Origin of the sequence: Kitasatospora sp. NPDC056327 (assembly GCF_042261735.1) — a bacterium.
Taxonomy (GTDB): Bacteria; Actinomycetota; Actinomycetes; order Streptomycetales; family Streptomycetaceae; genus Kitasatospora.
The window spans coordinates 29619-44345 of record NZ_JBHJRC010000012.1 but is presented as its reverse complement, the minus strand read 5'-3'; the positions used below and the strand labels follow the sequence as shown (position 1 = coordinate 44345).

Here is a 14727-nt window from a genome sequence, read left to right as displayed (position 1 = left end):
AGCGTAGCCGCACCAGGACAACCCGTCATGCACGATCTGCATGGATCATGCGCGCGGAGCCCATGCCCTAACCGTGGTGCATCGAGCTGGAGTTGTCTGGTCGTCAGCAGCTTGACCACCCTCGCAGCTTGCGGTTCCCCGCTCCCGCATGGCTGAGGCCCATCTGCGGCCTCTCGCATGCGCGGCTCTAACCACCTGTACGCGCGGGCGCTGGGCCAGGCGGGCCCAACGACTCCGCCCGTACCGATGCAGGCACACCGGCCGTGCGGTGACGGGGCCGGTCGCCCTTTCCCCCGGGGGCGGCTTGCCCAACCCCAGGCGGCCTGCCTGACACAGCCGTATCTGCTCCATGCCAACTCGGCGCTACGGAAGGATGGATGGATGAGCGACTGGGAGTTCGTGAAGGACAGAACCGCCACCGAAGGTGCGGTGTGGAGGTCGGCTGACGGCCTGCTCTACAAGCGAACCGGCGGCGAGGATCTGCGGGCGGAGACCGAATTCCAGCAGTTGGCCGCCGGCCTCGGCTACCCCTTGCCGGAGATCGTCGACAGTGGCTCGGAGGACGGGCGCTACTTCGTCGTCGAGCGCGCCATCGGCGACAGCTCGCTTCACGAGGAGGCGCTGGCCGACGCCAGGCAGGACGGTCAGGTCAGCTACCAGGTGATCAGCACGGCGGCGGCCGTCGGATCGAAGCTCCTGCAGGCCCAGGCGAGGCACCCCCTCCCCGCCACGCCGTGGTTCGAGAAGGCGGCCTTCGCGGCAGAGGTCTTCGAGGAGAACCCGGACTTCGACACCCCGCGCGTCCACGAAGCGGTCAAGCACGCCCTCGACCGGCTGGCCCGGCTCCCGATGGTGCACGGACATCTCGACTACGGCTTGCCCAACGTCCTCCAGGCCGGCGTCATCGACTGGCAGCACCACGGACCGGTCCCGCTCGGCTACGACGTCTACCCCGCGCTCGACATCGTGGCCTTCAAGGGCGGAGACAAGGGCTACAGCATCACCCCGGAACAGCGCGCCGCCTACACCGGCGCACTCGACGAGACCACAGCGTCCCTGATCGGGCAGCGGGTGAGCGAGCACCTGGGCGACTTCCTGCTCGTCAAGTGCTTCTTCTTCCTGGCCCTCATGCGGCCCACCGACCCCACGCGGCACGACAAGCACATCAAGTGGCAGTACCGCCGCACCCTCTTCACGATGGGACTTGATCAGTATGAGTCGTCCAACACGATCGACACCGGCACCTTCCCCACTCTGGAACGGTTCACCGCTGAACACCGGTAGGCCGGTTCCCACCGTTCGCGACCGCGACTACCTGATGGACCACCACGGAGTCGTCTTCAAGGTCATCGGCGACAGCCACCCCGGCAGCCACTACCTCGGCTACGTCAAGTACCACCCTGACGAGAAGGGCGACCGCCGGCTCTTCGACCGGACCTACCGGCAGAACAGCGTCGTGTCGAAGTCCTTCGGCATCCTCGCCGGCAGGCCGGAGTGCTACGTCTACTCCGACACCCTCGGCTGCATCATCACCGGCATCCCGCGCGAGGACGTGGCCGTCCACTACTCCTGCCGCCAGGCCCTCGCCGCCATCCACGAGGACCCCGGCGCGGTCGCCGACAACCCGGCAGGCAAGGACCTCCTGGCGATCACCGAGTGGATCACCGCGAACGACGCCCAGGGCCTGATCGGCGTCACCGGCTCCTTCCTCGTCGGCTGCTTCAACGAGCGCTCGGACATCGACCTCGTCTGCTACGGACCGGAGGGCTACCAGGCCGCCCAGGAGCTGTTCCAGCAGGTTGACCTGATCCGGCCGTACGACGGGGACGACCTCACCCGGCTGTACATCCGCCGGGCCAAGTACATGGAGGGCAGCTCCTTCGACACCCTCATCAAGCAGGAACGCCGCAAACTCCAAGGACTCACCGCCAACGCCGGCGCGCACATCAACTGCGAACCCATCCGCTCCGACCGCGACAGGACCTTCGCCCGGATCTCCTCCAAGGAGATCGGCGAGATCTCGCTCCTCGCCAAGATCACCGACCACGCCGAGGGCCTCACAACCCCGGCCGTCTACGGGATCAAGGTCAAGACCATCCTCAGCTCGACCATCGACGAGGCCGACTCCTTCGCCCGCCGGATCACCCACATGCGCTCCTACCTCGGCGCCTACACCGGCGCCTTCAGGTCCGGCGACACCGTGCACCTGTCCGGCAAGCTCGTCCACACCCAGGACGGCGAACACAGCGGCTTCGGCATCGAACTCACTCCCTGGACCGTCAGCGGCTCCTACGTCGCCAACCTCGCCGGATAGGAGCCTTGTCTTGCCCCTGCTCGTCATCCGACACGCCGAGTCCGTCGAGAACGCCGACAAGTACAACGGCTTCTACCAGGACCCCCGCCCCTACAGCGGAGCCGCCGCCCATGCCATCTCCCGCACCATCGTCGGCCTGACCCCGCGCGGCTTCCGGCAGGCCCAGTGGCTCGCCGAGGTCCTCCCGCAGCTCGCGGGCCCCGAGCCGCACGTCTACACCTCGACCTACCGCAGGGCGATCGACACCGCGGCGATCGCCCTGCCCGCCCTCCCTGACGGCTGGCCCCAGCAGACCACGCTCCTGGACGAGCAGCACTACGGCGACGCCACCTACATGACCAAGCGCGAGCTGTACGAGAGCTACCCCGCCCTCGCCGAGGACCGCCGCCTGCGCAAGCACGTGTGGACCGCGCCAGGCGGAGGCGAGTCGCTCGCCGAGGGCGTGCTCAAGCGGGCCGCCGAGTTCGCCGCCCTCGCTCGGGCCGAACTCCAGGACTCGCGCACCGTTGTCGCCTTCACCCACCAGACCGCCGCGGTGGCCCTTCGATCCCTGCTCGAAGCCTGCACCTTGCCCGAGATCCTCGCCGAGGAGCGGAAGGGCAAGATGCCCAACGCCGCGATCCTTCACTACGAACTGCGAGACGGCCGGTTCACCGGGACCGGAACCACCACCCCGCCGATCTAGGAGGAGCCTGTGCGACACCTGTTCCTCAACGGGCCCGTCCAGAACGGCCCCTTCACCTTCGACACCCGCCCCGGCAAGGCCGTGGGCATCCGCCTCGCCGCCGCGCTTAACGCGATCCTGGGCTTACCGCCCGCACCCCACCTGTGGAACACCGTCACCCTCACCGGAGACCTCCGCCACCGCCAGGCCGAGGGCCCGATGATCCCCCGCCAGCGGTTCGAGGCTGACCTGATTGCCGCCAAGTACACGTCCGGACAGTCCCCGGCGGGCGGCATCCTGACCGACACCGACGCGGAGGTCGCCAACCTCGCGCTGGAGATGATCGAGAACAACCTCCGCGCCGGCACCCTCACCATCAGCCGCGAGACCGTCCCCACGTGCCGGTCCTGCGGTCACATGACCGGCACCGGCAGCCACCCCTGCAATGCCTGTGGCAGCACCGACACCGAAGACCGCACGGGCCTCCACCTCTTCGCCGAACTCGCGAGGGACCGCCCCGTCCTCGACCGCTCGGACATCCACGCCAGCCACCGCCAGCAGCCCAAGCACCTCCAGCACACCGCCGGCAACGTCGCAGGGCGCCTGATCCTCTCCCGAACCCGCGACCACGGCATCGACCTCTCGCCACTCGGCCTCAACAGCCTCGTCCTCGACCCGCGCGTCGGCATCCACGCCACCGTCCTCGCCGCAGCCCGGCGGCACGAAGCGGACACGGCCGTCATGACCATCACCGAGAACGCGGCCAACCACATCGCGGCCCATGGCCAGCGCTTCCGCGAACACGACGGCACCCGGCTCCAGTACGCCCTGCACGGCCACCTCCCGTACGACCACACGGCAAGCCTGCAGCCGTTGCATGAGGCGTACCGCGCCACTCAGGCGGTCAAGGATGACTTCGAAGTGTGGTTCCTCCCGCTCCTCTCCCTGAAGACCAAGACCGCCACGGGCCCGGACCTGCTGCCCGCGCTCTTCAAGCACTACATGCGAGCACGCCTGGCCAAGCCCGTTGCGGCCGACGGAGCCGTCCTCGAAGCCGTACAGCGCTCGGTATCCGCCGGTGACACCGAATGGATCACGAACAAACATGTGCTGGCCACCGTGATGGCTGCCCGCGCGACAGTGCCGGTTGCAGCTATGGAGATCTGACAAACAGTCAGGCACGCCCGCTACTCTCGGCTTGCATGCTGTCCTGCCCCTCCTGGTCGCCTCCGAACTGGAGGGGAATCGCCACTCATTGGCAGGACCGAGTACTACAACGACCCGAATGCGCTGGAGGCGCCCTCCTCCCCGCCAGCAACATGCTCGTCGCCGCCCAGAGCGCCATCCTGCTCCAGTGACGCCGCGACACCGTCCAGTGGACCTTGTCCGGGGGCCCGGGATGTCGGCTAGACCGCCGCCCAATGCGCGGTGCGCGAGCGCCAGTCGTGGGCGTCGGCCCTGTTGCCCGGTACGGGGAGGGCGGTGGCGACCACGAGACGGGTGTCGGCGTCGATGATGACCTGCACGTTCGCGGAGAAGCCGGTAGTTGCGGCTCGACGCCCCCACCGTCCGGTCGCGGGCCGGGATCAGGGTCCCGTCCACGATCCACAGCCGCTCCACGCCCGGTGCCGGGCGTGGAGCGGCCCGAAGTGCCAGGAGCGGGCCCAGGCGCTGGACGATGCGGGACACCGCCGCGGTTGAGACCCCGAACAGCGGCGCGAGCCGGCGCATCGTGAGGGCCGGGCTCTTCGCGTTGGCGCGGGCCGGGTGGGGTGGAGGGGGTGTTGGGGGATTCACCGGGCCTTCACGTGGAGGGGTGGCGCGGGGCGTGTCCGGAAGGCTTTCCGTTTCGCCGTGTTTCATGGCACACGACTTGTCATGAACTGGAGAAAATGGCCTGTGACGAAACCATGACGAAGCTTCTCCGCAGGTCAGGATTGGTTACCGTCGAGTCGGTCAAGAAAGTTCTTGACTTCCCGTCAGGCTGATTCCTAGGGTGAAAGTGTATGGCCGCCGCGCCGCGGTGCGGGGCTATATGGGGGACGATGAGCGTAAATGTGGCAGTGACTGACAATTGCGGAACCGGGGTCGGTCATTCCACTTGTTCGACTGGCGTGCAGCAGCGTGGGCGGCGACGGCTGCCCGGTGTCGTGTGGTGTCGACGGATCCCAACGACCGTACTCTGCAGGCCGGTTGCTCGGCTCCTTGTGCGCACTGTCGGGGTGCGCCGGCCGGGTGGGGTCTCCTGATGCATTTCCGGGCGCCGAATATTTAGTGCGGCGTTCGAAGGCATCGAATTCGGCGGCGTTCGCGCTCCTGATTTAACCGAGGATTAACCGGAATCGTCTCACTCGGGTCGTGGGGCATGAATACGGTCTTCTCGGTCAAGGAATTGTGGCGCGAACCGCCGGTGCAGCTGATCACGCAAATGAGTCTGGGGGAAGTGTGCATCATGCCTGAAACTTCGATTGCCGTCCTCTTTCCTGGGCAGGGAGCCTTCTACGGCCGTGCCCTCGCCGACCTGCGGGACGAGTTCCCCGAGGTCGGCCCCGTCCTCGACGAGATCGGTGACGCGGCCCGTCCGCTGCTGGGCGACCGCGCCGTCGACCTGCTGTTCGCGGCCGGGACGCCCGACACCGAGCAGCTCCTCCGGGAGGCCCCGGAGGCGCTCCAGCTCGCCATCTACGCCGTCTCGACGGCGACGTACACCGTGCTGCGGGGCCGCGGGCTGCAGCCGGACGTGCTGATCGGGCACAGCCTGGGCGAGATCGCGGCGCTGGTCGCGGCCGGCGCGTTCAGCCCCGCCGAGGGTGCCGAGATCGTCTGCCACCGGAGCATCGCGCTGCGCGAGGCGGGCCTGGGCGACGCCTACATGGCCGCCATCGGCACCAACGCCGACCGGGCGCAGAAGCTGGTCGACCTCGTCGGCGACCCGCTGAGCGGCATCGCGGTGGAGAACCACGAGGGCCAGACCGTGCTGTCCGGCCGCGCGGAGACGCTCGACACCATCGGCCGGCTCGCCGCCGTCCTGAAGACGGACTTCGCCCGGCTCAAGTCGCCGTACGCGTTCCACAGCCCGCTGCTCGGCCCGGCGGCGGAGAAGTTCGCCGAGCGCATCGCGGACATCCGCCAGCGGCCGCTGCAGAGCACCGTCCACTCGCCGATCCTCGGCCGGGCCTACGAGGACGGCGACCGGCTGACCGAGCTGCTGGCCGGGCACTTCACCACCCGGGTGCGCTTCGGTGACACCGTGCGCGAACTGGCGGCCTCCGGGGTGTCCGTGTTCGTCGAGAGCGGTGCGCTGGACGCGCTCGGCCGGATCACCGGCCGGACCGTCCCGACCCCGGTCACCACCCTGCCGACCCTGCTGCCCGAGGCGGGCGGCGCCGCGGTGCTGCGCCAGGCCCTCGACCGGCTCGCCTCGGTGGGCGCGGTCACCCCGGGCGCCGGCGGTGCCTCCCCGGCCGACCAGCTGCGGGCCGCGCTGCTGTCCGACGTGCCGGCCGGGGACTTCGAGGCGTTCTGGAACGGGCGCGGCGGGGACGTCCGGGCGTTCGCCCGGGAGGCGTACCTGACCTACCTGGGTGCCAGGAGCGAGGAGAAGACCGAGGAGCGGAGCGCGGCGCCGGCCGCCGCGGGCGCGCCGGTGGCCGTGGACCGGGACTCCCTGGTCCGCCAGCTCGCCGACATCTACGCCGAGGCGCTGGAGTACCCGTCCGAGGTCTTCGAGGAGGGCACCGACCTGGAGGCCGAGCTGGGCGTCGACTCGGTGAAGCAGACGGAGCTGCTGGTGCGGGTCGGCAACCGCTACGAGCTGCCGCCGCGGCCCTCCGACGTGCGTCCGGCCGCCTACAACACCCTGGGCAAGATCGCCGACCTGATCATCGCCTCGGGCGGATCGGTGTGAGTCACATGTCCCAGGAACTTCAGGGAAAGATCGCCCTGGTCACCGGAGGGGCGCGCAACGTCGGCAAGGTGATCGCCAAGCGGCTCGCCGCCGACGGCGCGCTGGTCGTCATCAACCACCTGCACTCGCCCGGGCCCGCCCGGGAGACCGCGGCGGAGATCGAGCGGGCCGGCGGCCGGGTGCACGTCATCCGTGCCTCCGTCGCCGTCCGCGGTCAGGTCGACCGGATGTTCGACGAGATCGAGGAGCGCTTCGGCGGGCTCGACATCCTCGTCAACAACGCCGCCAACGGTGCCCTGGTGCCGAGCGGGGAGGTCACCGAGCAGCTGCTCGACCGGGCGCTCGACACCAACCTCAAGGGCGGGCTGGCGTGCGCCCAGCGGGCCGCCGCGCTGATGGCGCGGCGGGGCGGTGGCAGCATCGTCAACATCTCCACGCTGGGCGGCGGCCAGTTCGTGATGGCCAACTACCTGGCCTGCGGACCGGCGAAGGCGGCCGTGGAGGCGATGACCCGCTACCTGGCGGTGGACTACGCCCGCGACGGGATCCGGGTCAACACGGCCGCGGCCGGCATGCTGCAGAGCGAGGTCGTCGGGCTGTTCCCGGACGCCGAGCGGATGCAGCGGGCGACCATCGAGGCCACCCCGATGGGGCGGCTCGGCCACCCGGAGGAGCTGGCCGAGGTGGTGGCCTTCCTGGCCTCGCCGCGGTCGAGCTGGATCACCGGTCAGGTGATCCTGGCGGACGGCGGCCTGTCCACCGGGCAGGCCCTGCTCTCGCCGCCGCGCGCGCTCGTCGAGCCGGTCGCGCCGACGATCCCGGTGGGGGAGTCCGGCGAGCAGGAGCAGGAGCAGGAGCGGGAGCACGGGCCGGTGACGGCCGCCGTGCAGGCGGCGGTGACGCCGCGTCAGGCGCAGGCGCCGGTCGCCGCAGGGACGGTCTCCCCGGTCGTCCCGGCGGTCCGGACCCACGAACCCCAGGCCGCCCAGGCCGCCCCGGTCACGCGGCCGGTACCGGCCGCGCGGCCCGTCCGGGAGCCGGTCGCCGCGGCGGTGGGGGCCGCGGCGGCCGGCGGGGACGGCTACGAGGACGACGACGAGATCGCCATCGTCGGCATGGGCATCGTGGTGCCCGGGGCCAACGACCCCGACGAGTACTGGCACGAACTGATGCACGGCGCCGAGCGGTTCGTCGAGATCCCGGCGGACCGCTGGGACAACGACAAGTTCCACTCGGCCGACAAGCGCGACGAGGACAAGACGTACTCCAAGCGCTCCGCGTTCATCACCGACTTCGTGCCCCATCCGCAGCTCGCCCGCGAGCTGGCCGAGGCGGGCATCGACCCGGACGCCGTCGAGTCGACCACGCTGTGGCTGCGGCACTCGCTGCTGCAGGCCATGGAGGGCGTCAAGCACGGTCCCGAGGACCGCTGTTCGTTCCTGGTCGGCTACACCGCCGACGGCAGCCAGCACCTGGAGGAGGCGACCGTCCGGGCCGGTGTGCTCGGCCGGATCACGCCGATCCTGGACGGGCTGGGCCTGTCGGAGGCGGACCGTGCCACCGCGCTCGCCGCCCTTGAGCGCCGGCTGGCCGGGCACTACTCGCGCAGCGGCCCCGAGCCGCTGCAGTTCTTCCCGCACCGGGTCGGCCTCAACGCGATGCGCGACGTGCTGCCGGGCTCCGCCGAGCTGCTGCTGGTGGACACCGCATGCTCGTCCTCGCTCTACGCGGTGGACCTCGGGCTGAAGGGCCTGCTGGAGGGCCGGCACGACATCGCGGTCTGCAGCGGCTCGTTCGCGGTGGGCCCGCGCGGCTCGATCCTGTTCGCCAAGCTCAACGGCCTGTCGGTGAGCGGCGAGGTCCGTTCGCTCGACACGGCGAGCGACGGCGTGCTGTTCTCGGACGGCGCCGCCACCGTCGTGCTCAAGCGGCTGGGCAAGGCCCGCCGGGACGGCGACCGGGTGCTGGCCACCCTGCGCAGCTTCGGTTCGTCCTCCGACGGCAAGGGCAAGGCGATCTACGCGCCGAGCGCGGCCGGCCAGAAGCTGGCGATCCGGCGCGCGCTGGACCGGCCGGGCATGGACGGCGTGTGGCCGGACTGGATCGTCGCGCACGCCACCGGCACCCCGGCGGGCGACCTGGCGGAGTTCACCACCCTGCGGGAGACGCTGGGCGGTCACGAGCCCGGCCGGGCGCCGGTGGTGGTCACCTCCAACAAGTCCGTGATCGGGCACACCGGCTGGGCCGCCGGCGTGGCCTCGCTGATCGAGGTCGTGCTGGGCTTCCGGCACGACGTGATCCCTCCGCAGCACCGGTTCACCGAGACCCCGGCGGACTTCGCGATCGGCACCTCCAACCTGGTCGTCCCGACCGAGGCGGTGCCGTGGCCGCGCGGCGACCGCCGCCGCACGGCCGCCGTCTCCGGGTTCGGCTTCGGCGGGACCAACGCCCACCTGGTGGTCCAGGACCCGCCGGCCGCGGGTGCGGCCCGGGTCGCCGGACCGGCCGCGGCGGCGCGGCAGGAACGGCCGCAGCGGATCGCGATCGTCGCCCGGACCGCGCACGTGCCGGGCACCGAGACCGCCGACGACCTGGCCTCCTGGCTGGGCAAGGCGGGGCCGGAGGACGTCTCCTTCGGCGACACCTATCCGCTGCCGTCGTTCAAGCAGGTGCGGATGCCCCCCGGCATGATGCGGGGCATCGACCGCTGCCAGCTGATGATCCTCAAGTGCGCCCACCGGCTGCGGGACGGCCTGGGGTCGTTCTGGGAGGACAACAGCGAGACGACCGGCGTGGTGCTCGGCCACCTCGGGGCGACCCGCAACGCGACGCTCTACGCGCTGCGCTGCTACCTGGACGACCTCACCATCGCCCTGGAGGCCGACCCGTCGCTGGCCTCGGCGCCCTGGCTGCCGAGGGCGATGGAGCTGCTGAGGACGGAGGTCCGGCGGCTGGTCCCGCCGTCCAACGAGGACTCCTTCCCCGGCATGATGCCGAACGTCATCCCGGCCCGGGTCGCGAACTACTTCGACCTCAAGGGCCTCAACATGACGGTCGACACGGGGTTCACCTCGACCCTGAGCGCGATCGACGTGGCCATCCGCTACCTGCGGCAGGGCGAGCTGACGATGGCGCTGGTCGGCGGCATCAACGGCAACAGCACCGACGAGGTGCGCGAGCTGCTGGACGAGGCCCTCGACGGCGGCAGCGTCCTGGCCGAGGGCGCCTTCCTGTTCGCCCTGGTGACCGAGGAGACCGCCGCGGCCGCCGGCCTGGAGGTGCTCGGCTACCTGGACACGCCGTGCCCCGACGAGCCGCCGGCGTCGTCCGTGCCGGCCATCGAGTGCGGCGCCGTGCGGAGCGACCGGGAGGCGTGCTACCTGGGCGCCGAGGGTGCGATCGGCATCCTCCAGGCGCTCGCCAAGGAGCCGGCCGAGCGGGACGCGCTGGTGGTCTGCCGCGGCGAGAACGGCGCGCCGGACCTCACCGTGCGGGTCTCCGCCCCGGTCGCGGCGGCGCCGCAGGCGGAGGACGGCACCCAGGTGCCGTCCGCCTTCTACGACGAGCGGCACTACGACGACCGGCACCCGCTGGTGATCACCCGGCACGTTCCCGGGCTGACCCCGACGCCGGGCGAGCCGGTCCGCGCCGAGGTGCCGTTCTGGCCCGCGGAGCCGACCGTCGTGCTGACCGACCGTCCCGAGACGGTGCGGGCGGCCGGGGCCCCGGCGGGCACCCTGGTGCTCTCCACGGTGCCCGGCGGTCCCGGGGTCCGGCACGTGCCGGACGCCGACGCCCTCCAGGGGCTACTGGACGAGGCGGACCCGCAGCGGCGGATCCGGCACGTCCGGGTGGTCACCGACCTGTCCGGCGCGAAGACGGCGGGACCGGCGGAGGCGGAGGCGTTCGGCGCCCTGCACGAGCTGGTGTTCCTGACGGTGCAGCAGCGGCACGGGGCGCTGGCCGACGAGGCCGGCGGCGCGAGCGTCGTGGGCCTGTTCCTCGGGGCCACGACCGACCGGACCCCGCACCCGTTCACGGGCATGTTCATCGGTCTGTTCAAGGTGATCCACCTGGAGTACGCGCCGCACTGCGTCACGTACGCCCTGGTCACCGACGCCCGGGAGGCCGCCACCGGGGTCGCCCAGGCGACCCGGGAGTCCGCGTTCCGGCGCGGGGTGCCGTCGGCCTTCTACGACGGCGGGCGGCGGCTGACCGTCACCCTCGCCGAGGAGCCGGGCGAGCTGGTGCCGCCGGGCGAGGCGGCGCTCGGGCCCGACAGCGTCGTGGTCGCGGTCGGCGGCGGGCGGGGCATCACCGCCGAGCTGCTGGCCGAGGTGGCCCGGCACTTCCGGCCCACGGTGTACGTGCTCGGCAGCAACCCGGTGGACTCCCACCCGGCCGAGTACCTGGAGCTGGACGACGAGGCCTTCGCCAAGGGCCGCGCCGACTACATCCGCAAGCAGCTCGCGCTGCGGACCGGCCGCAACCCCGCGCAGCTCAACCGCGCGTACGAGCGGATCGGCCAGGCCCGGGTGATCCGGGCGAACCTGCGCCGGATCGCCGAGCACAGTGGCGCGGGCGCGGTGCACTACGTGCCCTGCGACGTGACCGACCGCGACCAGGTGACGGCCGCGATGGACCGGATCCACGCCGAGGCCGGGCGGATCGACCTGCTCGTCAACGCGGCGGGGCTGAACCGTTCGGCGCCGATCGCGACCAAGAGCCTGGCGGAGTTCCGGCAGGTGCGCGACCTGAAGGTGCTGGGGTACTTCAACCTCAAGCACGCCCTGCGGGGCCGGCCGCCGCGCGCCTGGTGCAACTTCGGTTCGCTGCTGGGCATGACCGGCCAGGTGGGGGAGGCGGACTACGCCTCGGGCAACGACTTCCTCGGGGCCGCGGCGACCTACCACCACCAGGTGCTGGGCACCCACGAGTTCACCGTCGGGTGGACCCTGTGGGGCGAGGTGGGCCTGGGCGCGAACGAGCTGACCAAGGCGTACTTCGAGAAGAGCGGCCTGTACTCCGCGATGAGCACCGCGGAGGGCGTGCACCACTTCATCCGCGAGCTCAACCTGGTCAAGCCCTCGCCGTACACCGTGCACCTCGGTGACGCGGAGCGGCGGGCGGTCGACCGGCTGCTGCCCGGGTTCCTCAACCCGGGTGTGCCGCGCGGTGGTTCGGACGTCGAGGAACGGGTGGAGCTGCCGGAGCCGGAGCGGGCCGCCGGGGAGCCGCCGGCCCTGCCGTTCTACCTCGGTGAGGTGCTGGAGCGGACGGCCGACGCGGTCACCTTCGAGCGGGTCTTCGACCTGGAGAAGGACGACTACCTGCGCCACCACAAGGTCGGCGAGACGCCCACCCTGCCGGGGACGTTCGTCACCGAGATCGCCTTCGAGGCGGCCTCCTGGCTGGTGCCGGACCTCACCGTCTACGCCTTCGAGGACCTGCGGTTCCACCACTTCCTCAAGGTCCGCGAGACGGACCGGGCCGGGCTGCGGAAGAAGATCCGCGCCGAGGTCGTGGAGCGCCGGCCGGACCTCGGCCAGGCGGTGGTGGCGGTGCGGATCACGCACGACGTGGTGGCGCCCAACGGCACCGTCCTCGTGAAGGACCGGCTGCACTTCGAGGTGCGGGTGCTGATGGCGGGCGACCTGCCGGAGGCGCCGCACTGGAAGGCCTGGCACCCGGCGGCGGAGACCTCCGTCCCGGATCCGTACCACATCCCGGGTTCGCCGGTGCTGCTGACGGACCTGTTCGTGTCGACCACCGACACCCGGCTGCACCCGGACGGCAAGCGGGCCACCTACAACCTCGAACTCCCCGCCGACCACCGGGTCTTCGGGAGCTTCGGGATCCCGGTGGTGCTGCTCGACGGGCTGGCCAGGACCGGGGTGCTCGCCCTGGTCGACGGCGACCTGATCCCGCTGGCCGCCCCCCTGGGCATCGGCCGGATCGACGTCTACGAGCACGGCGGGGACGCCCAGGTCGCGCAGCGCCACGGGCGGCTCGACCTGTACGCGGTGCTGCCCGACGCGGAGGCGGACGGCCGGAACGCGGGCCGCGGCAACCGCTTCGTGGCGGTCCGGCCGGACGGGCGGATCCTGCTCCAGATGAAGGACCTGGACTGGACGCTGATGGGCTATCTGGACCGCAGTACCGGAAGGTTCCTGACCCCGGCGGAGGTGGCCGGGGCGGTCCCGGCCCGGCCGTCCGCCGACGGCGCGGCGGCTCCCGCCGCCGAGATCGGTGAGGTGGTGGCCCCGATGGGAAAAGCTGAGGCCGGCGCGGCTGGTGGGCCGACGCCGGTGACCCCCCACGACGCCACGGGCACCGACCGGAACAGGGCCGTGAACACGGCCGACGACGCGGCCACGGCCGCGGACACGGCCCCGGCCGTGCACACCGGGGCGGACCCGGCGCCGGGCACGGCGGTGGAGCGGAGGGCGGCGCGCCCCTCGCGCCGCCCCGCGCCCGCCGCCCCGCGGCTCGCCCGCCCCGCTCCGGGGCCGCGGGGCATCCGCACCGTCCCCGGCAACCTGCGGAAGTTCCAGCGCAACGCGCCCGCCCTGTTCACCGAGCTGAACCGCTCGTACGGCGACATGGTCAAGCTGCCGCTGGGCTACTTCACCGTCCACCTCAACTACCACCCGGACAACATCCGGTACGTGCTGCAGGACAACAACCAGAACTACGTCCGCGGCAAGGGCTACGACGCGTTCAAGATCTTCATGGGCATGGGCCTGCTCACGCTCGACGGCGAGGAGTGGAAGCAGCACCGCCGGGTCGTCAACCCGCTGTTCCACAAGACCGCCATCGACAACATGGCGACCACCATGACCGACTCCACCGCGCTGGTCCTGGACCGGTGGGAGCAGGCGGCGGCCGGCCGGGACGGCATCGACGTGGTGCCGGAGATGATGGACCTCACCCTCGGCGCCCTCGGCAAGGTCATGTTCGACACCGACCTCCACCCGCTCAGCGACAAGGTGGGGCCGGCGATGGTCACCTCCATCGAGGCCATGGTCTTCCGCGGCACGCTCAACCAGCTGACCCCCGAGTTCGTGCCGATCCCGTACAACCGGCGCATCCGCCAGGCGCGCCGGGTGATGTACGAGGTCGTGGACGACATCGTCGAGGCCCACCGGGCGGGCCGGCACGAGGGGCTGACCGACCTGGTCAGCCTGCTCCTGCAGGCGCGCGACGAGAGCGGCGGCGAGTGGACCCGTCAGCAGGTCCGGGACGAGATCATGACGGTCTTCATGGCCGGTCACGAGACCACCGGCACCGGTCTGGCCTGGGCGCTGTACGAACTGGCCAAGGACCCGCAGGCGCAGGAGAAGCTGCACGAGGAGGTCGAGCGGGTGCTCGGCGGGCGCACGCCCACCATCGAGGACCTGCCCGACCTGCCCTACGCCCGGATGGTCACCGACGAGACGCTGCGGCTGCACCCGCCGATCTGGGTGTACCCGCGCGACGCCGTCGGGGAGGACGACGTCAACGGCTGGCACGTGCCGGCCGGCGGCAGCGTCTTCATGGTCCCCTACGTCACCCACCGGCACCCGGACTACTGGGTCGACCCGGAGCGCTTCGACCCGGAGCGGTTCTCCGAGAAGAACCGCGCCCAGCAGCCCCGGTACGCCTACTTCCCGTTCGGCGGCGGCCAGCGCAAGTGCATCGGCAACCAGATGGCGCTGGTGCAGACGCACCTGACGCTCGCCATGGTGGCCCAGCGCTTCCGGCTGCGGGTGGTCCCCGACCACCCGCTCACGCTGGGGACGCTGGTCTCCTTCCGCCCGGTGGACGGCATCCGCCTCGTCGCGGAGCCCAGGAAGCGATGAC

Annotated in this window: 6 protein-coding genes and 1 pseudogene; 6 read left to right on the top strand and 1 reads right to left on the bottom strand. The window is 71.4% G+C overall.

Annotated features, from left to right (window positions below):
• Positions 1–429: 429 nt before the first annotated feature.
• The 4 genes from ACFCX4_RS03570 to ACFCX4_RS03555 are packed head-to-tail and all read left to right on the top strand — an operon-like array spanning position 430 to position 4145.
• Entirely contained in the window at positions 430–1284 is an 855-nt protein-coding gene (locus tag ACFCX4_RS03570) for a phosphotransferase (RefSeq protein ID WP_376138569.1), read from the top strand.
• 34 nt (positions 1285–1318) lie between these two features.
• Positions 1319–2314 (top strand): nucleotidyltransferase domain-containing protein, encoded by a 996-nt coding sequence (locus ACFCX4_RS03565; protein WP_376138567.1) that lies wholly within the window; start codon positions 1319–1321, stop codon positions 2312–2314.
• Between the two features lie 10 nt (positions 2315–2324).
• Complete coding sequence (locus ACFCX4_RS03560) at positions 2325–2999, top strand: histidine phosphatase family protein (protein WP_376138565.1); 675 nt, start codon at positions 2325–2327, stop codon at positions 2997–2999.
• A 9-nt stretch (positions 3000–3008) separates the two neighbouring features.
• Complete coding sequence (locus ACFCX4_RS03555) at positions 3009–4145, top strand: hypothetical protein (RefSeq protein WP_376138563.1); 1137 nt, start codon at positions 3009–3011, stop codon at positions 4143–4145.
• 266 nt (positions 4146–4411) lie between these two features.
• On the opposite strand, the pseudogene ACFCX4_RS03550 reads toward ACFCX4_RS03555, so the two are convergent.
• Positions 4412–4715: pseudogene (locus ACFCX4_RS03550) on the bottom strand (transposase family protein); the annotation flags it as partial.
• 715 nt (positions 4716–5430) lie between these two features.
• Here ACFCX4_RS03550 and ACFCX4_RS03545 point away from each other — a divergent pair.
• Together ACFCX4_RS03545 and ACFCX4_RS03540 are read left to right on the top strand one after the other, a co-directional pair.
• On the top strand, positions 5431–6885 hold the full coding sequence (locus tag ACFCX4_RS03545; RefSeq protein ID WP_376138561.1) for an acyltransferase domain-containing protein: 1455 nt from the start codon (positions 5431–5433) through the stop codon (positions 6883–6885).
• Between the two features lie 5 nt (positions 6886–6890).
• Positions 6891–14726 carry a cytochrome P450 gene (locus ACFCX4_RS03540; RefSeq protein ID WP_376138559.1) on the top strand — a complete coding sequence of 2612 codons (7836 nt, stop codon included), beginning with the start codon at positions 6891–6893 and terminating at the stop codon, positions 14724–14726.
• Position 14727: the final 1 nt, after the last annotated feature.